This is a genomic window from Nocardiopsis sp. NPDC058631 (genome assembly GCF_042716955.1).
GTDB lineage: Bacteria > Actinomycetota > Actinomycetes > Streptosporangiales > Streptosporangiaceae > Nocardiopsis.
In genome coordinates this window covers 14195-33999 of the sequence record NZ_JBHXQY010000023.1, presented here as the reverse complement: position 1 = coordinate 33999, position 19805 = coordinate 14195, and the positions used below count along the sequence as shown (strand labels likewise).

20 protein-coding genes are annotated in these 19805 nt (G+C 72.2%); 10 read left to right on the top strand and 10 right to left on the bottom strand.

Annotation, left to right across the window (positions count from 1 at the left end):
* Positions 1 to 300: 300 nt before the first annotated feature.
* Complete coding sequence (locus tag ACFWTE_RS10600; RefSeq protein ID WP_378779077.1) at positions 301 to 888, top strand: hypothetical protein; 588 nt, start codon at positions 301 to 303, stop codon at positions 886 to 888.
* A 440-nt stretch (positions 889 to 1328) separates the two neighbouring features.
* Entirely contained in the window at positions 1329 to 1631 is a 303-nt protein-coding gene (locus tag ACFWTE_RS10595) for a hypothetical protein (RefSeq protein ID WP_378779076.1), read from the top strand.
* A 566-nt stretch (positions 1632 to 2197) separates the two neighbouring features.
* Here the strand turns inward: ACFWTE_RS10595 and ACFWTE_RS10590 are convergent.
* Positions 2198 to 2689 (bottom strand): GreA/GreB family elongation factor, encoded by a 492-nt coding sequence (locus ACFWTE_RS10590; RefSeq protein ID WP_378779075.1) that lies wholly within the window; start codon positions 2687 to 2689, stop codon positions 2198 to 2200.
* Between the two features lie 200 nt (positions 2690 to 2889).
* Between ACFWTE_RS10590 and ACFWTE_RS10585 the strand changes: the two genes are divergently transcribed.
* The 4 genes from ACFWTE_RS10585 (at position 2890) to ACFWTE_RS10570 (ending at position 8016) form a co-directional block, all read left to right on the top strand.
* Complete coding sequence (locus ACFWTE_RS10585) at positions 2890 to 4527, top strand: PucR family transcriptional regulator (protein WP_378779074.1); 1638 nt, start codon at positions 2890 to 2892, stop codon at positions 4525 to 4527.
* A 110-nt stretch (positions 4528 to 4637) separates the two neighbouring features.
* Complete coding sequence (locus tag ACFWTE_RS10580; RefSeq protein WP_378779073.1) at positions 4638 to 5978, top strand: GAF domain-containing protein; 1341 nt, start codon at positions 4638 to 4640, stop codon at positions 5976 to 5978.
* Between the two features lie 122 nt (positions 5979 to 6100).
* Positions 6101 to 7624: an aldehyde dehydrogenase family protein gene (locus tag ACFWTE_RS10575; RefSeq protein ID WP_378779072.1), complete on the top strand. Its 1524-nt coding sequence runs from the start codon at positions 6101 to 6103 to the stop codon at positions 7622 to 7624.
* A complete protein-coding gene (locus ACFWTE_RS10570; protein WP_378779071.1) occupies positions 7624 to 8016 on the top strand; it encodes a DUF779 domain-containing protein in 393 nt (130 codons plus the stop codon). The genes ACFWTE_RS10575 and ACFWTE_RS10570 overlap by 1 nt, the downstream gene beginning before the upstream one ends.
* A gap of 147 nt (positions 8017 to 8163) precedes the next feature.
* On the opposite strand, the gene mnhG is transcribed toward ACFWTE_RS10570, so the two are convergent.
* The 6 genes from mnhG to ACFWTE_RS10540 are packed head-to-tail and all read right to left on the bottom strand — an operon-like array spanning position 8164 to position 14935.
* Positions 8164 to 8571, bottom strand: coding sequence for a monovalent cation/H(+) antiporter subunit G (mnhG, locus tag ACFWTE_RS10565; RefSeq protein ID WP_378779070.1), 408 nt, complete (start codon positions 8569 to 8571; stop codon positions 8164 to 8166).
* Positions 8568 to 8888, bottom strand: a complete 321-nt coding sequence (locus tag ACFWTE_RS10560; protein ID WP_378779069.1) for a monovalent cation/H+ antiporter complex subunit F — start codon at positions 8886 to 8888, stop codon at positions 8568 to 8570. The genes mnhG and ACFWTE_RS10560 overlap by 4 nt, the downstream gene beginning before the upstream one ends.
* Positions 8885 to 9499, bottom strand: a complete 615-nt coding sequence (locus ACFWTE_RS10555) for a Na+/H+ antiporter subunit E (RefSeq protein ID WP_378779068.1) — start codon at positions 9497 to 9499, stop codon at positions 8885 to 8887. The genes ACFWTE_RS10560 and ACFWTE_RS10555 overlap by 4 nt, the downstream gene beginning before the upstream one ends.
* Positions 9496 to 11154: a Na+/H+ antiporter subunit D gene (locus tag ACFWTE_RS10550; RefSeq protein ID WP_378779067.1), complete on the bottom strand. Its 1659-nt coding sequence runs from the start codon at positions 11152 to 11154 to the stop codon at positions 9496 to 9498. Before ACFWTE_RS10550 ends, ACFWTE_RS10555 begins: the two co-directional genes overlap by 4 nt.
* A gap of 2 nt (positions 11155 to 11156) precedes the next feature.
* Entirely contained in the window at positions 11157 to 11987 is an 831-nt protein-coding gene (locus ACFWTE_RS10545; RefSeq protein ID WP_378779066.1) for a Na(+)/H(+) antiporter subunit C, read from the bottom strand.
* Entirely contained in the window at positions 11984 to 14935 is a 2952-nt protein-coding gene (locus tag ACFWTE_RS10540; RefSeq protein ID WP_378779112.1) for a Na+/H+ antiporter subunit A, read from the bottom strand. Before ACFWTE_RS10540 ends, ACFWTE_RS10545 begins: the two co-directional genes overlap by 4 nt.
* A 248-nt stretch (positions 14936 to 15183) precedes the next feature.
* Here ACFWTE_RS10540 and ACFWTE_RS10535 point away from each other — a divergent pair, with 248 nt between their 5' ends.
* Positions 15184 to 15660, top strand: a complete 477-nt coding sequence (locus tag ACFWTE_RS10535; RefSeq protein WP_378779065.1) for a MarR family winged helix-turn-helix transcriptional regulator — start codon at positions 15184 to 15186, stop codon at positions 15658 to 15660.
* Between the two features lie 87 nt (positions 15661 to 15747).
* Here ACFWTE_RS10535 and ACFWTE_RS10530 read toward each other — a convergent pair whose 3' ends face one another.
* A complete protein-coding gene (locus ACFWTE_RS10530) occupies positions 15748 to 16158 on the bottom strand; it encodes a DMT family transporter (protein ID WP_378779064.1) in 411 nt (136 codons plus the stop codon).
* Positions 16155 to 16913, bottom strand: a complete 759-nt coding sequence (locus ACFWTE_RS10525) for an SDR family NAD(P)-dependent oxidoreductase (protein ID WP_378779063.1) — start codon at positions 16911 to 16913, stop codon at positions 16155 to 16157. Before ACFWTE_RS10525 ends, ACFWTE_RS10530 begins: the two co-directional genes overlap by 4 nt.
* A gap of 160 nt (positions 16914 to 17073) precedes the next feature.
* Here ACFWTE_RS10525 and ACFWTE_RS10520 point away from each other — a divergent pair, with 160 nt between their 5' ends.
* The 3 genes from ACFWTE_RS10520 (at position 17074) to ACFWTE_RS10510 (ending at position 19152) form a co-directional block, all read left to right on the top strand.
* The gene (locus ACFWTE_RS10520) at positions 17074 to 17691 is read left to right on the top strand and encodes a TetR/AcrR family transcriptional regulator (RefSeq protein ID WP_378779062.1); all 618 of its coding nucleotides are present in this window, start codon (positions 17074 to 17076) and stop codon (positions 17689 to 17691) included.
* Positions 17692 to 17863: 172 nt separating this feature from the next.
* Positions 17864 to 18529: a ClpP family protease gene (locus tag ACFWTE_RS10515; protein WP_378779061.1), complete on the top strand. Its 666-nt coding sequence runs from the start codon at positions 17864 to 17866 to the stop codon at positions 18527 to 18529.
* Positions 18526 to 19152: an ATP-dependent Clp protease proteolytic subunit gene (locus ACFWTE_RS10510; RefSeq protein ID WP_378779060.1), complete on the top strand. Its 627-nt coding sequence runs from the start codon at positions 18526 to 18528 to the stop codon at positions 19150 to 19152. The genes ACFWTE_RS10515 and ACFWTE_RS10510 overlap by 4 nt, the downstream gene beginning before the upstream one ends.
* 46 nt (positions 19153 to 19198) lie before the next feature.
* Here ACFWTE_RS10510 and ACFWTE_RS10505 read toward each other — a convergent pair whose 3' ends face one another.
* Positions 19199 to 19597, bottom strand: a complete 399-nt coding sequence (locus ACFWTE_RS10505) for a helix-turn-helix domain-containing protein (RefSeq protein ID WP_378779059.1) — start codon at positions 19595 to 19597, stop codon at positions 19199 to 19201.
* Between the last annotated feature and the right edge of the window lie 208 nt (positions 19598 to 19805).

Here is a 19805-nt window from a genome sequence, read left to right as displayed (position 1 = left end):
CAGTGGGTGCCTCCGGTGCGGAAGTGTTTCAGGAGGCCACGGGGCTGACGGGTGATGCACGTCACATATGGTCGCGAGGTCGGAGAGCGGGCCGAACCACCCGGTGGCAGCCCCACCACGGCTCCGCGACGGCCTCCGGGGGCCGGGACCGGACCGGGGGAGGAGCCGCCGGGCGGAGGGGCCGGGAACCATCGGACGCGCCGGGGAGTCGTATCCCCTGCGACACCCGCGGACCCACACGTCTATGGCCCCGACGACAAGGAACCCTCCCCCATGTATCCCCCTGCCCCCAGACCTCCCATGCCGACCACCCTCAAGGCGGTCAGGGTCGTCCTGATCATCCGGGCGGTCATCGCCTCCCTCCTCTACGGGGTGGCCTTCCTCAGCGTCATCGCGCTCACCTCGCTGCCCACCGCCGAGGTCGAGGCCGAGATGGGCATGCCCATGGCGGCCCTCGTGGCGGTCCTGGTCCTCGGCATCCTCCTGACCGCCTTCGAGGTCTACGTCATCACGCAGATGGGCAAGGGCGGCCCCCGGGCGCGGATGCTCCTGCGCGTCGTGGTCGGCCTCGCGGTGGCCAACGGCGCCCTCAGCCTCCTGACCGACTCCAACCCCGCCTTCAGCCTGATCATGGCGATGGTCGTGCTGTTCCTGGTCGAGAACGCGGACTCGAAGGCGTGGTTCCAGGCGACCGACCCGCACGCGCCCGTCGGCCCGCCGCCGGTCCCGGGCGGTCACCCCGGTCAGGGCGGCTACTACTACCCCGGCCAGGGCGACCAGGGCGGCTACTTCCCGCCCGGTCAGCCCGGTCAGCCCGGTCAGGGTGGCTACCCGGGCCAGGGCGGCTACCCCGGCCAGCCGAACCAGCCCGGTCCGGGCGGCTACTGAGAGGTCGACCGGAACCGTTACCGGTGTGACCCGAGGGGGCTCTCACCTCGATGATCTTGTACTTGTAGGCGGTTTGGGCGCCTACGCCCGCCAGAGGTACAAGATCACGGGGGAGGGGTTCGGGACGGCAAGCCCTTCCGGTCCGTCACGGCGCCGCACCATCCAACGCGCGAAGGCACGATCCCCGCACGCGGGGACGGACCCCCAAGGAACTGTACGGCTGAACGACTTCTCAGTGCTCCCCCCGCACGCGGGAATGGGCCTCCGGTGCGCATGGGCGACTGAGGTGCGTGTGAGCCTCCACGAGGGGCCCTCACCGCGTCACTGGGATGGACTGCTGCTCCGGGGCCTCTGTTCGAGCCCGGGACGGGGGAAAAGATGGGTTCAGAAGCCGCTGTCAGCTCTGTCGGCCACGACGAACCGTTGTTCCCGATACCCCCATGACGGAGCAGGCGCTGCGGGTTGCGGTTTCCCGGCTCGATCTGGCGGAGGCTGTTCGTTTCGACGCCGAGTTCCATCAGGTGTGGCAGGAAGCGGTACAGACCGACAGCACTGTTCCCATGCACACCTTTCTCTTCCGATGGGCGGTGTTCGTCGAGCTCCGGCGCTATCCTCGACGTGCCGACCGTCTCCGCGAGCTGGAGGAGATCGTGGGCAGGGCAGCTGATGTCGACGCCGCCCGGGACGCGGCGAAGGAGATCTCACAGATGCTCGGTGAAGCTACCCTGCGGGTCCGTAGGTGACGGACTGGACCCGGGTCGTGTTTTTGAATCCTTCCGGACTCGCGTCCACCAGGCTTCCTCTCGCCGCGCCTCTGCGCTCGTGAAGCACAACCAGGCTGAACTTCGCACATCGTCTTGCGAGAGATCGCCTGGACGGCCGCTCGCCGACCCGAAAGCCTTCAAAAACACTCTCTGGGAGTACCTTCCCGACGCCGAACACGTGGTCGGAGGTCTGCGCCCGGTCGACCAACGGGAGGTCGAGAAGCTTTCCCAGCGTCTGGCCGAAGCCGCTTCGGTCAGATATCTCGGAGATCCCCCGATCGAGGACTCCGGTGTGTCCCGAGTTCTGGACCACGCGGAAGGACGCCTGATGCTCTGGTACCAGGAGCACCGGCGGTTGTGCCTCGTCTTCGTCCTCCGTGTCCAGTTCTGGCCCGTGGACAGCGGTTGAGCGCCGGACGTCGCTACAGCGGCGATGGCGTGGCGACCCTTCGTCCCGACTCCGAGACCGGTGGGTACGTGACGCGCGGGACGGCCGCCCCGCTTTCCCGTGGGGGCGGCCGTCCCGGTCGGTGGGACCGGCGGGCTCAGCCCGCCACGAAGGCCCGGTACGGCTCCGCGCCCAGCAGGGTGACCCCGATGACCGCGCCGCGCGGGGAGGTGAACGTGCGCCGCTCACCCCGCCGGGCGCCCAGCAGGGACGCCCCCAGCGGCGACTCCGGCGAGTACACGGTCATCCCGTCTGCCACGGAGGCGTCGCGCAGGCCCAGCAGGAACTCCTCGCTCCCGTCCTCGCCGTCATAGCGGATGGTGAGCACCTTGCCCGGCGCGGCGATCCCGTCGTCGGGGGCGGCCTCGTCCACCACGGCCTCGCTGAGCAGGCGCTCGATGGTGTGGACGCGGGCCTGCCGCACCGCCGGGTCGTGAATGTAGCGGGGCGCGGGGACTGTGCTCCCCGCGCCCCGGTCCGCCCCGGTGGTGCCCGGGTCGTCGTCGGGGAGGCCGCGCAGCACTCGCAGCTCCTCCTGGAGGCGTTCGTAGCCCTCCCTGGTCATCCATCGGTCGGTGGTCCTGGTCATGGGAACGTTCCTTGTCTTCACGGGCCCACGCCACGGCTCGGTCCGTGGGTGGAGAAACACAGCGAGGGCCGGCGAGGGGGTGCTGCCGCTCATCACCGAGTCTGTCCACGGCAACGGGAGGCAGGGTTATCCTGATCCGACATTCCCGTGGCCTGATTTTGTGGAAAAGCGACAACATCACGGTGGGAGGGGAGCGGGAGATGATCAACCTCGACCGGCTCGTCAACGTGCTGGGCGGCTACGGAGCCCGGCTGGTCGGCGCGGAGGGCCTGCGCCGCAGGGAACTGCGCAGCGTCGCCATGCACGACCCCACCGACGACACCCCGCCCCTGGGCGACGCGTTCCTCGCGGTCGGCGTGGACTCCGCGGCCGAGGCCGTCCACCTCGCCGAGCAGGCACGCGCCACCGCCGTCCTGCTCCGCTCCGCCACGGAGCCCGGGGACGACGTGCGCGCACACCTTCGGGAGCGCGGACTGGCCCTCCTCGTCGTCGACCCCGCCGTCTCGTGGAGCCAGATCTCCGGCGTCGTCTACGGGCTCGTACTGGAGGGGCGCGAGACCGAGGCCGGACGCGGGCCCAGCGACCTGTTCACCCTCGCGGACACCGTCGCCGCCGAGGTCGGAGGGCCCGTCACGATCGAGGACCGCGCCTCCCGCGTCGTCGCCTACTCCGCCTCCCAGGGGGACACCGACCGGGTGCGCCGGGCCACGGTCATCGACAGGGCGGTCCCGGCGCGGGTCCGCGAGAGGCTCGCCGCCGACGGGGTGTTCGCCGGACTGGCCTCCTCCGCCGAGCCACGCTTCGTGCCGGGCGTGCCCGGACTCGGACTGGGCGGGCGCACGGCCGCGCCGATCCGGGTGGGGCGCGAACTGCTCGGTTCGCTGTGGGTGGTGTGCGACGCCCCGCTGGACGCCGAGCGGTCCCGGGCCCTGAGGGAGGGGGCGCACACCGTGGGGCTGCACATGCTGCGCGCCAGGGTGAGCAGTGACCTGGAACGCCAGGTGGAGTCGGAGTCGGTGATCGACCTGCTGGAGGGTTCGGCGGATCCGGCCCAGGCGGCCGGCCGCCTGGGCCTGCTCGCCACCGGCCTACGGGTGATCGCCTTCCAGGCGCGGGCCAGAACCGAGCCGGAGGCGGCCATCCTGCACCTGTTCGAGCAGGTCACCACCGGTTTCGGATGGTCGCGCCCCGGACGCAGCACCTTGCTCGGTACGACCGTGTACACGGTGCTTCCGTGCGGTGGCGACCCCTCACCGGCCGTGGAGTGGGTGCGGTCGACGGTGCGCGGGCTGCCGGACCAGCTGGGCGTCGTCGCCGGGGTGGGCGGCACCGCGGACCCGTCCGGGCTCCCGGCCAGCAGGCAGGAGGCGGACGAGTGCCTGACCCTGCACGGCCAAGGGGTGCCGGGGGCCGGGGAGGGGCGGGAGACGCGTGGGCTTCCGGGAACCGGGCCCGGCTCTGCGGGGGGTGCCGGACCTGTGGTCTACGACGACGCCTGGCACGCGGTGCTGCTGCGCCGGCTGCGGCTGGTGGCGGAGGCGGGCAGGCTGCCCACCCGCAACCCCGTCATGGACCTGGTACGCCACGACGCCGAGCACGGGACGGACTACGCGCGCACCCTGCGGGCGTGGTTGTACGTGCACGGGGACCTGGGGCGGTCGGCGGAGCTGCTGGAACTGCACCCGAACACGGTGCGGTACCGGCTGCGCCGCATGGGCGCGGTCGCGGACCTGCCGCTGCACGACCCACAGGCCCGTGTGGCGATGACCATCGCGCTCGCGGCCCTGGCGGACGCACCGCCGGACCTCCCGGCCGGACACGGCCCCCGGCCCGCCTGAGACGGCTCCCCGGCCGTTCGCGCAGAACCCCTTGTCAGGACGGGCGGGCACGGATTCAATCGGGGGTGTCGGGGCGGTCCGCCGACGTCCCGACGAAGGGGAGCGCCGTGATGTCCGGGACGTGGAACGCGTGGTCGTGGGACGCCGACCCCGAGGCCGTGCGCCGGGACGTGGCCGCCGCCCACGAGCGCTTCACCGACTCCGGCCGCGTCAGCGGCCCCGTCCGCACCGTCGTCGGCGCGTCCTGGCTGCGCAGCGTCCTGCACGGGGTCGACCCCGACACCACCCTGCCCCGGGTCGAGCTCACCGGCCACGCCCTGCGCGACCACCGCGACGCCCACCCCCTGGCCGCGGCCATGCCGCTGCTGCGCAGGCTCCTGGTCGACGTGTCCCCCGGACCGCAGATCGTCGCGGTCGGCGACGCCTCCGGCCGCCTGCTGTGGGTGGAGGGCGACCACGGCCTGCGCGACAGCGCGGAGGGCATGCACTTCGTGGAGGGTGCCAACTGGCACGAGCGGTCCGCCGGGACCAACGCCCCCGGCACCGCCCTCGCGCTGGGCCACGAGGTCCAGGTGTTCGCGAGCGAGCACTTCTCCAGGGGGGTGCAGCGCTGGAGCTGCTCGGCCGCGCCCCTGCACGACCCCGTCACGGGAGCGGTCCTGGGCGTCCTCGACATCACGGGGGAGCACCACCTCGCCTCCCCGCAGGCCCTGGCGCTGGTGCGCACGGCGGCCGCCGCCGTGGAGATGGAGCTGCGGGCCCTGCGGCTCAGCGGGCGCCTGCCCCCTCCCCGGCCCGCCCCCGGGTCCTTCGGGGCGCCCCTCCCCGACGCGGGGGACGGAGCGCACCCGGCCACGGACGCGGAGCCGGCCCCGTCGCCCGGACCGGTGCTGCGGGTCCTGGGACGCGGAGGGGCCGGACTCGTCCTCGACGGCCGCGACATGGAACTGAGCAACCGCCACTCCGAGATCCTCCTCCTGCTCGCCCGCAACCCGCGCGGCCTCACCGGTGAGGCGCTCGGCGCCCGGCTGCACGAGCGCGACGGCTCACCGGTCACCGTCCGCGCGGAGATGTCCCGGTTGCGCCGCCTGCTCGGGCCGGGGCTGCTCGCGTCACGCCCCTACCGGCTGCTCCGCACCCCGGCCACCGACATCGACGAGGTACGGCGCCACCTGGCGGAGGGCGCCTACGGGAGGGCGCTGGAGCTCTACACCGGGCCGGTCCTTCCGCGCTCGGAGGCGCCGGGGGTGGCGGAGATCCGGGACGGCCTCCAGGCGGAGGTGTGCGAGGTACTCGGAGCGAACGCCCCGCCGGGCGTGCTCCTGGCCTGGTCGGAGCACCCGGAGTGGCGCGACGACCCCCGGGTGGTGACCGCCGCGCTGCGCTCCCTCGACCCGGCGTCCCCCCGCCACGCCGCCCTCCGAGGCAGGCTGCGCTGGCTCGGCCGCTGACTCCGGCGCACGCGCCCGCAACGTGGTCGCAACGTCGTGGTGACTAGCGTCACGGCCCTCAGATCTCTCCCGGAAGCGGTCACCCGGCCACGGCCCGTGCCCGCGTGAAGAAGGAGGCCACCATGACGGTCTACGCACCCCCCGGACAGCCCGGCAGCATCGTCGAGTACGCCCCGCGCTACGGCAACTGGATCGGCGGTACCTGGGTCGAGCCCGTCCGGGGCCGCTACTTCGAGAACCCGACACCCGTCACCGGACAGACCTTCACCGAGATCGCCCGCAGCGGGGCCGAGGACGTCGAACTCGCCCTCGACGCCGCCCACGGGGCCGCGCCCGCCTGGGGCCGCACCTCGCCCGCCGAGCGGGCCCTCGTCCTCCACCGGGTCGCCGACCGGATCGAGGAGAACCTGGAGCGGCTCGCCGTCGCCGAGTCCTGGGAGAACGGCAAGCCCGTCCGGGAGTGCCTGGCCGCCGACCTCCCCCTGGTCGTGGACCACTTCCGGTACTTCGCCGGGGTGATCCGCGCCCAGGAGGGCCACAACTCCCAGATCGACGGCGACACCGTCGCCTACCACTTCCAGGAGCCCCTGGGCGTGGTCGCGCAGATCATCCCCTGGAACTTCCCCCTGCTCATGGCCACCTGGAAGCTCGCGCCCGCGCTCGCCGCGGGCAACGCCGTGGTCCTCAAACCCGCCGAGCAGACCCCGGCGTCCATCCTGCTGCTGGTCGAGCTGCTCGCCGACCTGCTGCCGCCCGGGGTCCTCAACGTCGTCAACGGCTTCGGCGTGGAGGCGGGCAAGCCGCTGGCCGGCAGCGCCCGGGTGCGCAAGGTCGCCTTCACCGGTGAGACCACCACCGGGCGCCTGATCATGCAGTACGCGTCGGAGAACCTCATCCCGGTCACCCTGGAACTCGGGGGCAAGAGCCCCAACATCTTCTTCGCCGACGTCGCCTCCGCCGAGGACGCCTACTACGACAAGGCGTTGGAGGGGTTCACGATGTTCGCCCTCAACCAGGGCGAGGTCTGCACCTGTCCGTCCCGCGCGCTCGTCCAGGACGCGGTCTACGACCGGTTCATGGGCGACGCCCTGGACCGGGTCGGGAAGATCGTGCAGGGGAACCCGCTCGACACCGCCACCATGCTCGGTGCCCAGGCCAGCAACGACCAGCTGGAGAAGATCCTCTCCTACATCGACATCGGCCGGCAGGAGGGCGCCGAGCTCCTCACCGGGGGCGAGCGGGTCGACCCCGGCGGAGACCTGTCCGGCGGCTACTACGTCGCCCCGACCGTGTTCGCGGGCCGCAACGACATGCGCATCTTCCAGGAGGAGATCTTCGGCCCCGTGGTGTCCGTCGCCCGCTTCGACGACTACGACGACGCCCTCAGGATCGCCAACGACACCCTGTACGGGCTGGGGGCGGGGGTGTGGTCGCGCGACGGCAACACCGCCTACCGGGCCGGCCGCGACATCCAGGCCGGCCGGGTGTGGGTGAACAACTACCACGCCTACCCCGCACACGCCGCGTTCGGCGGCTACAAGCAGTCGGGGATCGGCCGCGAGAACCACAAGATGATGCTCGACCACTACCAGCAGACCAAGAACCTGCTGGTCAGCTACTCGGACCAGGCGCTGGGGCTCTTCTGATGGACACCCCCGGCGGCACGGAGCCGGAGCGGGTCGCCGTCACCGAGGCGGCGGCCGCCCTGCTCCGCGAGCTGCGCGACGAACACGGACCGCTGATGTTCCACCAGTCCGGCGGGTGCTGCGACGGCAGCTCACCGATGTGCTATCCGGCGGGGGAGTTCCGCACCGGCGACTCGGACGTCCGCCTGGGCGACCTGGACGCGGGTACGCCCGAACCGGTGCCGGTGTGGATGTCCCGCTCGCAGTTCGCCCTGTGGAGCCACACCCATCTGACCATCGACGTCGTCCCGGGGCGCGGCGCGGGCTTCTCCCTGGAGGCGCCGACGGGCCGCCGGTTCCTCATCCGTTCGAGGCTGATGGCCGATGACGGGGCCGAGCGCCCCGCGCAGTGAGCCGCGCGCGGACGGCCGTCCGCGCGCACCCGGGGCCGCCCGCTGGGGCGCGGCGGGCGGTACGCGGAACGGCCCCGGGAGGGCGACCTCCCGGGGCCGTCCCCCCGCCCCGGTGCGGTCCGGTCACCTCTTCCGGACCGCACCCGGTCAGGTCTGGGTCCCGGGGGTCTCCTCACCGACGGCCGCCCGCTGCTTGGCGGCCAGCTTCTCCGCCAGCTCGTCCCGCACGATCAGGTCCTCGCGGATACGCCCGGTGCGGTAGCCCACCCGGGCGACGATGTGGCCGGCCACGGGGACCGTGACGATCTGGAAGAGGCCCACCAGGAGCAGCGTCCCGATGTTGAACACGTTGGTCTCCTCGGGGATCAGCCGGATGCCGATCCCGACCAGGACCAGCAGGAGCCCCAGCACCTGCGGCTTCGCCGTGGTGTGCATGCGGGCGAGCAGGTCGGGGAAGCGGATCAGGCCGATCCCGGCCACGAGGGAGAAGAAGGCCCCGACCAGCAGGCACAGGATCGCGATCCAGTCCAGGACGGTGACGAGCTGGTCGCTCATGACGACCTCCCCTCCTCCGGTGGCGGGTCCACCGGCTCGGCCGGCGCGGCGACGTGCTCCTCGGGCCGCCGGGCGACGAACTTCGCGATGCTGATCGATCCGATGAAGCCCAGCAGCGACAGCACCAGCAGGGTCGGCAGGACCGTCGGGTCACGGTTGAAGGCCGCGTAGGCGCCGATCCCGGTCAGTGCCGAGGCGAGCAGCACGTCCACGGACAGCGCCCGGTCCAGGATGCTCGGGCCGATCAGCATCCGGATCACGCCCAGCAGGACGGCCGCCGCGAGCAGGAGGCCGATGGTGGTCCACAGGAAGTTCACGCGTCCTCCCCCCGTGCGGCGTTTGTCCGGTCCGAACGGAGTGCCTCGATGTCCTCACGGGTGCCCAGGGCCATCACGATCCGCTCCTCCAGGTTCCAGATGTCCTTCCGGCCCTCCGCCATGCTCCTCTCGTCGTCCGCGCCGAGCAGGTGCACGTACAGGACGTGGTCCGGCTGGCCGACCTCGACGATCACACTGCCGGGGATGATCGAGCTGGCGATCGCGGTGCAGACCAGCATCAGGTCGGAGCCGGTGCGCAGCGGGACCGCGACCACCGAGCTGCGCACGGGACCCGGGGAGAGGGTCTGGACCGTGACCCGGAAGCTGGCCACCGCCATCCTGGCGAACACGTACACGAGCAGGCGGACCAGGTGCAGCGGCCGGAACCGGAACCCCGGGGTGATCGGCGGCAGCGGAAAGACCAGCATGATCAGCACCGACACCAGGAACCCCAGGACCAGCAGGCCGAGGGACTCGAAGCGCGGCCGGAAGCCGTTGAACAGCAGCAGCCACACCAGGGTCATGCCGAGCGCCACCGGAACCTGGACCTTGCCCAGGCGCCGCCGCAGCGCGGCCATGCCCCTCCTCTTCCTCGCCTTCAGCTCGATCATCGGTCGCCTCCCAGAACCGCCTCGATATAGGGGGCCCGGGCCGTCAGCTCCACCGCGGCCTCCGACGAGTACCGGATCAGCGGGCCCGCGAACACGGTCAGGGCCAGGCCGAACGCGACCAGGGCGACCGTGGCGCCGACCATGCTCTTGGGCAGGACGACCGACGTGACGACGGGGCCGGCCAGGGTCGAGGTGTCGCCCAGGCGCGAGGACGGGCCGACCGCCTCGCCCGGGCCCAGGGCCGCGGTCGACGTGTCGTCGGTCTCGACGTCCTCCAGCACGGTGCCGGGCTCGGCCACCATGCCTTCGGAGGGGGTCCGCCAGAACGCGTAGTTCCACACCCGGGCGATCACGTACAGGGTGAGGAGGCTGGTCAGGACCGATGTCGCGACCAGCGTGTACGCGAGCGGGGTGCCCGCCTCGATGCCGGCCTGGAGCAGGCCGATCTTGCCGAGGAAACCGGACAGCGGCGGGATGCCGCCCAGGTTCATCGCGGGGATGAAGAACAGGACCGCCAGCACCGGCGCGATCCTGCCCAGCCCGCCCAGCTGGTCCAGCGACGTCGATCCGCCGCGGCGCTCGATGAGCCCCGTGACCAGGAACAGCGTGGTCTGCACGGTGATGTGGTGCGCGACGTAGAACACCGCGCCGGCGAGGCCGTGCTCGCTGCCGAGCGCCACACCGAACAGCATGTAGCCGATGTGGCTGATCAGCGTGAACGACAGCAGGCGCTTGATGTCGGTCTGCGCGACCGCGCCGAGGATGCCCATGACCATGGTGGCGAGCGCCACCCACATGAGCAGGTCGTTGAGGATCAGGCCGGGGAAGAGCAGCGTCTGCGTGCGGATGATCGCGTACACGCCCACTTTGGTGAGCAGGCCCGCGAACACCGCCGTGACCGGTGCGGGGGCGGTCGGATAGGAGTCGGGAAGCCAGGCGGCCAGGGGGAAGACCGCCGCCTTGATGCCGAACGCGAACAGCAGTACCACCTGGAGGACGACCCTGAGGTCCGGGGCGACCTCCGGGAGGCGCTCGGCGAGCTGCGCCATGTTGACCGTGCCCGTGGCGCCGAAGATCAGCGCGATGGCGATCAGGAACAGCACCGACGACACCAGCGACACGACCACGTAGATGGCGCCCGCCCGCATCCGCGACTGGGTGCCGCCCAGGGTCAGCAGCACGTAGCTGGCGGTCAGCAGGATCTCGAACCCGACGTACAGGTTGAACAGGTCGCCGGCGAGGAAGGCGTTGGAGACGCCCGCCACCAGGATCAGGTAGGTGGGCTGGTAGACCGACAGCGGGGCGACCTCGGCCTTGCCCGCCATGCCCTGGCCGATCGAGTAGACGAGCACGGCGAGCGTGATCGCCGCCGAGACCGTCACCATCAGGGCGGACAGCTGGTCGGCGACCAGGGTGATGCCGATCGGCGCCTCCCACCCGCCCACCTGCACGGCCTGCGGGCCGAACTCGGACGCGCCCAGCATCAGCGCGAAGCCGATGAGCAGCACGAGGGCCAGGGAGATGACGCTCAGCCACTGCTGGACCCTCGGCCAGCGGATGCCGAGCGCCAGCTTGACCCCGGCCGCGAACAGCGGGAGCACCACCGGCAGGGGAATGAGGTAGTGCACGAAACCGACGAGGTATTCCCCATCCATGATCAGTCACTCCCTTGCAGGTCGCTGTCCTCGGCACGGGCCAGGCGCTCGCGCTCGGCCGACATGGTCTGGCGTGCCTGGCGCCGCTGCGAGCGGATGCGGCGGCGCAGTTCGCGCCACAGTTCGCGCTCGGCGGCCCGGTCGGCCCGGCGGTGCTCGCGCAGCCGCCTGCGGCCCAGGCGGATGCGCCCGCGCAGCTCCTGTACCTGGGCGGTCATGCTCTCCGCGCGGTCGGTCAGCCGCCGCATGGTCTCCTGTGACTGCTCGTCCGGTCCGCTGTCCTCGGCCTCGACCTCGTAGCGGGCCAGTTCGGCCTGGGCCGCCGCGATCTCCGCCTTGATACGGGCCTGCTCGGCCAGTTCCTGTGCGTCGGCGGCGGCGATGGTCGCCTGGAGTTCGGCGCGCTGGCGGCGGATGTCGGCCTGGAGCCTGCGGCGCTCCTTGGCGAAGCGCTGCCGCACCGCGCGGCGGCCCTCGCCCTGCACGATCCTGATGTCCTCGGCGTCGTCCTGGACCTCGTCGTTGCCTTCGAGCTGCCAGTTGCGGTACGCCATCGCCAGTAGGAACGCGGTGATGCCGAGGGTGATGACGATCGCGGTCAGGACCATCGCCTGCGGCAGCGGATCGGTCATCTCCTCCGGCTCGGCCAGCCACAGGATCGGCGGTTCGCCTGGTTCTCCCGCCATGGACAGGATCATCAGGTTGACGCCGTTGCTCATCACGATGAAGCCGAGCAGGACACGGGTCAGACTGCGCTCCAGCAGGAGCACGACCCCGACCGCGACGAGCACGCCGATGAGGATGACGAGGATCAGGCTGGGGGACTCGTTCACGAGGCGACCTCCTCGGCCCGTGCGGGCGCTCCGGCCCTGGCCTCCTCCTCCGCGCGCGCGGCGTCCCGTTCGATCTGTTCGTCGATACGGGCGCCGAGACTGCGCAGGATGTCCAGGATCAGGCCGATCACCAGCAGGTACACGCCGATGTCGAACAGCAGGGACACGGTGACGTGGGCTTCGCCCAGGATCCAGAAGTCGATGTAGGCGTCGCCGCCCGCGAGGACGTCGGTACCGAAGACGGCCCCGCCCAGCGCGGTGCCGGTGGCCAGCGCCAGCCCCGCGCCGATCAGGGCGCCCGGCTGCACCCACGCCGTGGCGTACAGCTCGTACCGGCCCCCGGCGAGGTAGCGGACGATGAACGCCAGACCGGCGACGATGCCGCCCGCGAAGCCGCCGCCGACGGCCGTGTGGCCGGTGAGCAGCAGGTACACGGAGATCACCATGATCACCGGGAAGAGGAAGCGCGAGACGACCTCGAAGATGACCGACCGGCGCTCGGTGGGCAGGGCGTCCGCCCCCGGCAGCCAGGCGTTGTTCCACCGGGGTTTGATGTGGAGGCTGTCCGGTGCCATCCGCAGCGCGCCCAGGTCGATCCTGTCCTGGCCGGTGGCCGGCTGGGGGGCCTTGGTGACGGACACCGCCATCACGCCGCCCGGCGCCTTGCGGGGCTGGACGCGGCGGCGCACGAACATCAGGCTGGCGACACCGGCCGCCGCGGCGGCGAGCACCGCGATCTCGCCCATGGTGTCCCACGCGCGGACGTCGACCAGCAGCACCGAGATGATGTTGTAGCCGCCCGACTCCTCGGCCGCGGCGGGGTACCCCTCGGAGACCGAGGGCGCCTGCCGCCCCGCGAGGGCGAACCAGGTCATCGCGGCGACGAGGACCCCGGTGGCGCCGCCGATGGCCATGTTCCACATCCGGCGGCCGCGCAGGGCGGGCGCGGAGAAGTGGGAGGGGAGCCGGCGCAGCACCAGGACGAAGACCACCAGGCTGACGGTCTCCACGAGGAACTGGGTGAGCGCGATGTCCGGCGCGCCCATCAGGTAGAAGAGGGCGGCGATGCCGTAGCCGCCGGTACCGACGAGGATCACCGCGAACAGCCGCCGCCGCACGAACAGCGTCAGCAGGGCCGTGCCGGCGACGATCAACACGGGGATGACCTGGACCGGGGTGTCCCACAGGCGGACCTCGGGGTGCGGGCCCTCCCAGATACGCCCGCTGACCATCCACCAGCCCGCCGCGACGACGAGGGAGACCAGGATGGTGCCGAGGTAGACCGGGAGCGAACCCCGCTGGGTCCGGCCGGTGACCTGCAGGGCGAGGTTCTCCAGCGCCGCGAGCATCCGGCGGTAGACCCGGTCGGGTTCGACGAAGGAGGTGCGGGTGCCGATCCACACGACCTGGTGGCGCAGGTAGAACAGCACCAGGCCGCCGATGACGCAGACCGCGGACAGCAGGAGCGGGAGCTCGAAGCCGTGCCACAGCGCCAGGTGCGTCGCGTACGCGCCGGGCGCGAGGGGGACCGTGTCCGCGTAGTGGGCGAGGAGGACGTCCAGCGTGTGGGAGAGCGGTCCTCCCAGGAGGCTGAGCGCGGCCATGGCAGCGGCGGGCGCCAGGAAGAGGGCTCCGGGGGCGTGCACCGGCGTGTCCGGGACGTCCTCCCTGACGGCGAACGCGCCCCACAGGAAGCGCAGGCTGTAGGCGACCGTGAGGGTGGAGCCCACGACCAGGCCGACGAGGACGGGTGTCGCGAAGGGGCCGCCCTCGGTGAACGCGCCGAAGGCGAGTTCCTTGGCGGCGAAGCCGAGGGTGGGGGGCAGGCCCGCCATCGAGGCGAGCGCCACGACCGAGATCCAGAAGGTCGCGGGCATGGAGGTGCGCAACCCCGAGAGTTCCCGGAGGTCGCGGGTTCCGGTGCTGTGGTCGATGATTCCGACCACGAGGAACAGCGGCGCCTTGAACAGCGAGTGGGCGATGAGCATCGCGATACCGGCCAGGGCGGCGGCGCGGGTTCCGGTGCCGAGCAGGGTGATGAGGAAGCCGAGCTGGCTGATGGTGCCGTAGGCCAGGACGAGCTTGAGGTCGTACTGGCGCAGTGCCTTCCAGCCCCCGAGGAGCATGGTGAGCACGCCGAAGAACATCGCCGAGTAGGTCCAGACGGCGGAGTCGGGGAAGGCCGGGGTGAGCCGGGCGACCAGGTAGACGCCGGCCTTGACCATGGCCGCGGCGTGCAGGTAGCCGGAGACCGGCGTGGGGGCGCGCATGGCGGCGGGCAGCCACAGGCTGAACGGGAACAGCGCCGACTTGGACATCGCGCCGATCATCACGAGGCCGAGCGCGACGTTGACCACGGTGCCCGAGGGCGGGGCCGCGACGATCTCGGAGATCACGTAGGTCCCGGCGGTCTCGCCGAGCACGATCATGCCGACCAGCATGGTCAGGCCGCCGAACGTGGTGACCGTCAGGGCCGTCATCGCCGAGCGGCGGCTCTCCTTGAGCTCCGTGTTGTGCCCGATGAGCAGGTAGGAGAAGACCGTGGTCAGCTCCCAGTACACGAAGAGCTGGATGAGGTCGTCGGCGAGGACGAGGCCGAGCATGGCCCCGGCGAAGGCGACGAACACCCCGGCGAAGCGGCCCAGGCCGGGCTCGGAGTCGTGGAAGTAGCGGGCGCAGTAGACCAGGATCAGGGTGCCCACGCCGGCGGCGATGAGCGTCATGACCAGGCCGAGCGTGTCCATGTACAGGCCGAGCCGGAGCGAGAACTCGGGGGCCCATTCGACGGCGGTCGACAGCTCGCCGCCGCGCAGGACGGTGGGCGTCTGGAAGAGGGCCCAGACCGTGGACGCGCCGGGGACGACGGCGAGGGCGAAGAAGGCGTTGCGGCCCCACTGGCGCACCAGTAAGGGTGCGATCGCCGCTGCGATGAAATGCGCGATCAGCACTGTTGTCAATGCGCCCCTCCCGGACCGGTCCGGGCCCGCCCGGTGCCGGACGGACGTCCACTGCCCCCTACGGCGGACCTCTTCGTCCAGATCTGGACGCATGGACGGGGTGTCACCACGTTTTGAGGGGGCATGGATGCTTATGAACTTGCGTGCCCAAGCTATTTAATAGTTAGACTACACAAACGTCAAACCACCGCGCGGGTCGGAGGACCCGCGACGCCCGCCCAGCCTGCGAGGACCGTTTCGTGCCCGACGAGACCCACGAACCCAGTGCCGAGCAGCCCAGTGCCGAGCTCGAAGAGTTCCAGCGTGCCTGGACCGAACTGATCAACGCGGCGATCCACGCGCGCTCGCGCAGCGGACACGGACACCGGGGAGCCGAGGAACTCACGTTGACGCAGGCCCTGCTCATGGAGGCGGTACGGGGCATGGACAGCCCGAGCGTCGGCGCCGTCGCCCAGATCGTGGGCGTTTCCTCTCCTTCCGCCACCCGCATGATCCAACAGCTGGAGCGCAAGGGCATGATGGCGCGCCGTCGCTCCGAACGCGACGAGCGGAGCACCGTGGTGGCCATCACCGAGGAGGGTGAGAGAGTCCTCGCCGTCCGGCGCAAGGAGATGGAGCGCAAGCAGCGGCAGGTCTTCGACGCCATAAGGCCGTCCCTGCGGCCCGTCGTGCTCACGCTCCTGCGGGACCTGCGCGCGGCGGTGGACGACACCTGACCCCGGGCCGCCCGCGCGGGCCCGGCTCCTGCGGAGCGAGGAACCGGTCGGCGCTGCGTGCGCACCCGGGGCCGAGGGGGGAAGGGCTCAGCCGGAAACCTCCGGTGGCCCCTCGCGCGACGCGTGCGCCGCGGCGGGGGCGGGCTCCCGCCCCTCCACGAGGTGCAGTCCCGCGACGCCGGCCAGGATCAGCAGGACGAAGCCGAGCCGCAGCGGGTCGGCGGCCTCGCCGAGGACCGCGATCCCGGCCAGGACCACCCCGGCCGCGCCGAGGCCGACCCACACCGCGTAGGCCGTGCCGACGGGGAGGTCGCGCAGTGCCAGGGAGAGCAGGGTGAAGCTGGTCGCGGCGGCGCCGACCGCCAGCACGCTCGGCCACAGCCGGGTGAAGCCGTGCGACTCCTTCATCGCCAGCGCCCACACCACCTCCAGGGCGGCGGCGACCAGGAGGAGCAGCCAGGAGAGCGGAAGCCACTCGGGTGGGTGCGGCGCGCTCACGCGTTCGCCCCGGCGTCGACCAGGATCGAGGTCCCGGTGATGCTGCGCCCGCCCGGACCGGCCAGGTGGGCCACCGACGCCGCCACGTCCTCCGGGGCGGAGTAGCGCCCCAGCGCGGTCAGCGCCCGCTCGGCCTCGGCGTCGGGCCCGTCCGCCGGGTTCATCTCCGTGTCGGTGGACCCCGGGTGGACGAGGTTCACGGTGATTCCCCGGGGTCCCAGCTCCCGCGCCAGCGAGCGGGTCAGCCCCGCCAGGGCCGCCTTGCTCGTCGTGTACAGGACGGTCTGCGGCAGGGACGCGTGCTCGCTCAGGTTGGTCCCGATGCTGACGATCCTGCCGCCCGGCCCCATGTGCCGCACGGCGGCCTGGGCGGCGACGAACGCGGCGCGGGCGTGCACGGCCATCGCCCGGTCGAACTCGGCCACGGTGGCGTCGTCGAAGGGGCCGAAGGCGGCGATTCCGGCGTTGTTCACCAGGATGTCCGGGCCTCCCAGGCGTGCGTGGACGAGCTCCACGGCGCCGCGGACCTCTTCCGGGTCGGCGGAGTCGGCGCGAAGGGCGAGGGCGCGGACTCCGTTCGACTCGGCGTCACCGACCAGCGCGTCGGCGCGCTCCTTCGCGTTGAGGTAGGTGAACGCCACGTCGGCGCCGTCGGCGGCGAGCCTGCGGACGATCGCGGCGCCGATACCGCGGCTGCCGCCGGTGACGAGTGCGACCCGTCCGGCGAGGGGTGTCCGAGTGCTGTCGTGGGCCATGCCGGGCTCCCTGATGCGTGGATGCGGTGGTGGTACGAGCGGGGAGGGCCCCCACGCGGCCGATACTAAGTGGAATTAATTCCACTTACAAGGGGGCGGTGGGGCCTGGCTATAATCGCCGCGTGTTCGCAGGTCACCAGGAACCCCCGGAGACGGCCCCGTGAGCGGCCCCGCGCCGCGGCGCCGGGCGCTTCCCATGGCGGGGGCCGGGCGTCCCGAGCGCGCCGACGCCGCGCGCAACCGCCGCGCCCTCGTCGCCGCCGCGCGCGAACTCCTCGCCGACCACGGAGCGGACGGCCTCACCCTGGAGGCCGTGGCCGCCCGCGCGGGCACCGGCGTCGGCACGGTCTACCGGCGCTTCGGCAACCTGGCCGGACTCACCCACGCGATGGTCGACTCCCAGGAGTACGAGTTCCAGAGGAACTTCCTCGAAGGACCCCCGCCCCTCGGGCCGGGCGCGCCCGCCCTCGACCGGCTGCACGCCTTCGCCGACGCCTTCGTGGACCGCTTGGAGGACCAGGCCGAACTCCTCGCCGTCGCCGAGACCGCCTCCGCCGACGCCCGCTACCGGAGCGGGGCCTACGCCGCTCACCACGCGCACCTGGTCTCCCTGGTCGCGGAGCTGCGCCCCGACGCCGACCCCGCCTACCTGGCCGACGCGCTGCTCACACCGCTGGAGGCAGCGCTCTACGTGCACCAGCGGCGGGTGCGGGGGATGCCCGAGGCGCGGATCCGCGCCGGTGTGCACGGGGTGGTCGACCGCCTCGCCCGTTCCTGAGGCCACCGGGGCGAGACCCGCCGGCGGCCGGGGCACGCGGGCCGGTGTCTGCCAGGGGCAGATCTGCGGCGGGCCGAAACAGTGGAAGCCGCCCGGTCCGCCGCCGCAGGCTGGAACCACCGGCCGGACGGGCGACCGCCCCGCACCGGCAGAACCGGACGAGGAGGGCTCCATGTCCATCCACGCACGGCCCACCGCCTCACACGAGGTGGCGGGCACGGCCTTCGACGACCAGATGGCGGCACGCCTGATGCGCAGCCGCATCGTGATGCTGGGCACCCAGGTCGACGAGGCGAGCGCGAACCGCGTCTGCGCACAGCTGCTCCTGCTCGCCGACGAGGACCCGCACAAGGACATCACGCTGGCCGTCAACAGCCCCGGCGGATCCGTCTCCGCGGGTCTGGCCGTCTACGACACGATGAACTTCGTACCCAACGACGTGTCCACCCTGGTCATGGGGTTCGCGGCGAGCATGGGCCAGTTCCTGGCCTGCGTCGGCGCGCCCGGCAAGCGCTACAGCCTCCCGCACTCGCGCATCATGATGCACCAGCCCAGCGGGGGGCTCGGCGGGACCGCCGCCGACATCGCCATCCAGGCGGAGAACCTCGCTTACACCAAGCAGACCATGATCCGGCTGATCGCCCGGCACACCGGGCAGACGGAGGAGGCCATCTCCAGGGACCAGCACCGCGACGCCTGGTTCACGGCGGAGCAGGCACGGGACTACGGGTTCGTCGACCACGTCGTCACGTCCGTGTCCGAGGTCGACGGCGGCGGCATCCGGCTGGGCGCGCACGCCCCCGGCTTCGCCACGGGCACGACGGGAGGAACGCGATGAGCGGGCGGTACACGGTGCCGATGGTGGTGGAGCGCACCCCCCGCGGCGAACGGTCCTTCGACGTCTTCAGCCGGCTCCTGTCGGAGAGGATCGTCTTCTTGGGCACGCCGATCGACGACGACGTCGCGAACGTGGTCATGGCGCAGATGCTCCACCTCGACTACGAGTCCGCCGACGCCGACATCCAGCTGTACATCAACTCCCCGGGCGGCTCGAACACCGCACTGACCGCGATCTACGACACCATGCGGTTCGTGCGCGCCGACGTCGCCACGGTGTGCATGGGCCAGGCCGCCTCCGCGGCGGCGGTCCTCCTCGCGGCGGGGGCGCCGGGCAAGAGGCTGGCGCTGGAGCACGCGAGGGTCCTGCTGCACCAGCCCTCGGGGGAGGGCCAGGGCGTCGCCGCCGACCTGGAGATCCAGGCGGGCGAGATCCTGCGGGTGCGCTCACAGGTGGAGGAGATCCTGTCCAGGCACACCGGGCAGTCGGTGGAGCGTCTGCGCGCCGACACCGACCGGGACAAGATCTTCACCGCCCGGCAGGCCCAGGAGTACGGGCTGGTGGACGGGATCATCACCACGCGCGAGACCGCGCCGAGGGCCGTGGAGGCCGCCCCGGTGTGAGGAAGGCCGGCCCCGAGGCCGCCGCGTGCGGCCCCGGGGGCCGCTTTCAGGCGGCCAGGGACATGATGTCGGCCCGGTGGGCGGGCGCGCCGGCGGGGACCGCCCGCACGGGCCGGTGCTCGACCGGGCGGGCACCCGTTCGCTGGAGCGGGGCCGCCACGGTCCGCTGGTACAGGGCGCCGAGCACGTCGGACATGCTCAGGCCGAGGGAGCGGTACACGGCGGCGAGGACCTCGGAGGAGGCCTCCTTGCGGCCGCGCTCGATCTCGGACAGGTAGGGGAGCGAGACCTGGGCGTCCTCCGCCACCTCGCGCAGGGTCCGGCCCTGCTCGGTCCGGGTCCACCGCAGGAGGTCGCCGATGAGGTCGCGCATGAGCGGCTCCGGCGGTTCCTCGGCGCGGTGACCCCGCCGGGCCTCGTCCAGGGAGTGTAGGACGTCGGTCATCGGGGCCTCCCGGTGGGTGAACGGCGGTCTCCCCGAGCGTACGCCGCCCCCGGTCCGCAGGGGAGGGAGCCGGGGCCCTTCTGCGGACGGCAGAACCATCCGGGGAGGCCCCGAGACGGCCGGCGTGCGGCGCCGGTGCCACCTGTGCCGCCACCCTCCCGGGGACCCCTGCTTCCGTGTCCCCGCCGCCCCGCGAGGTCGCCCGACT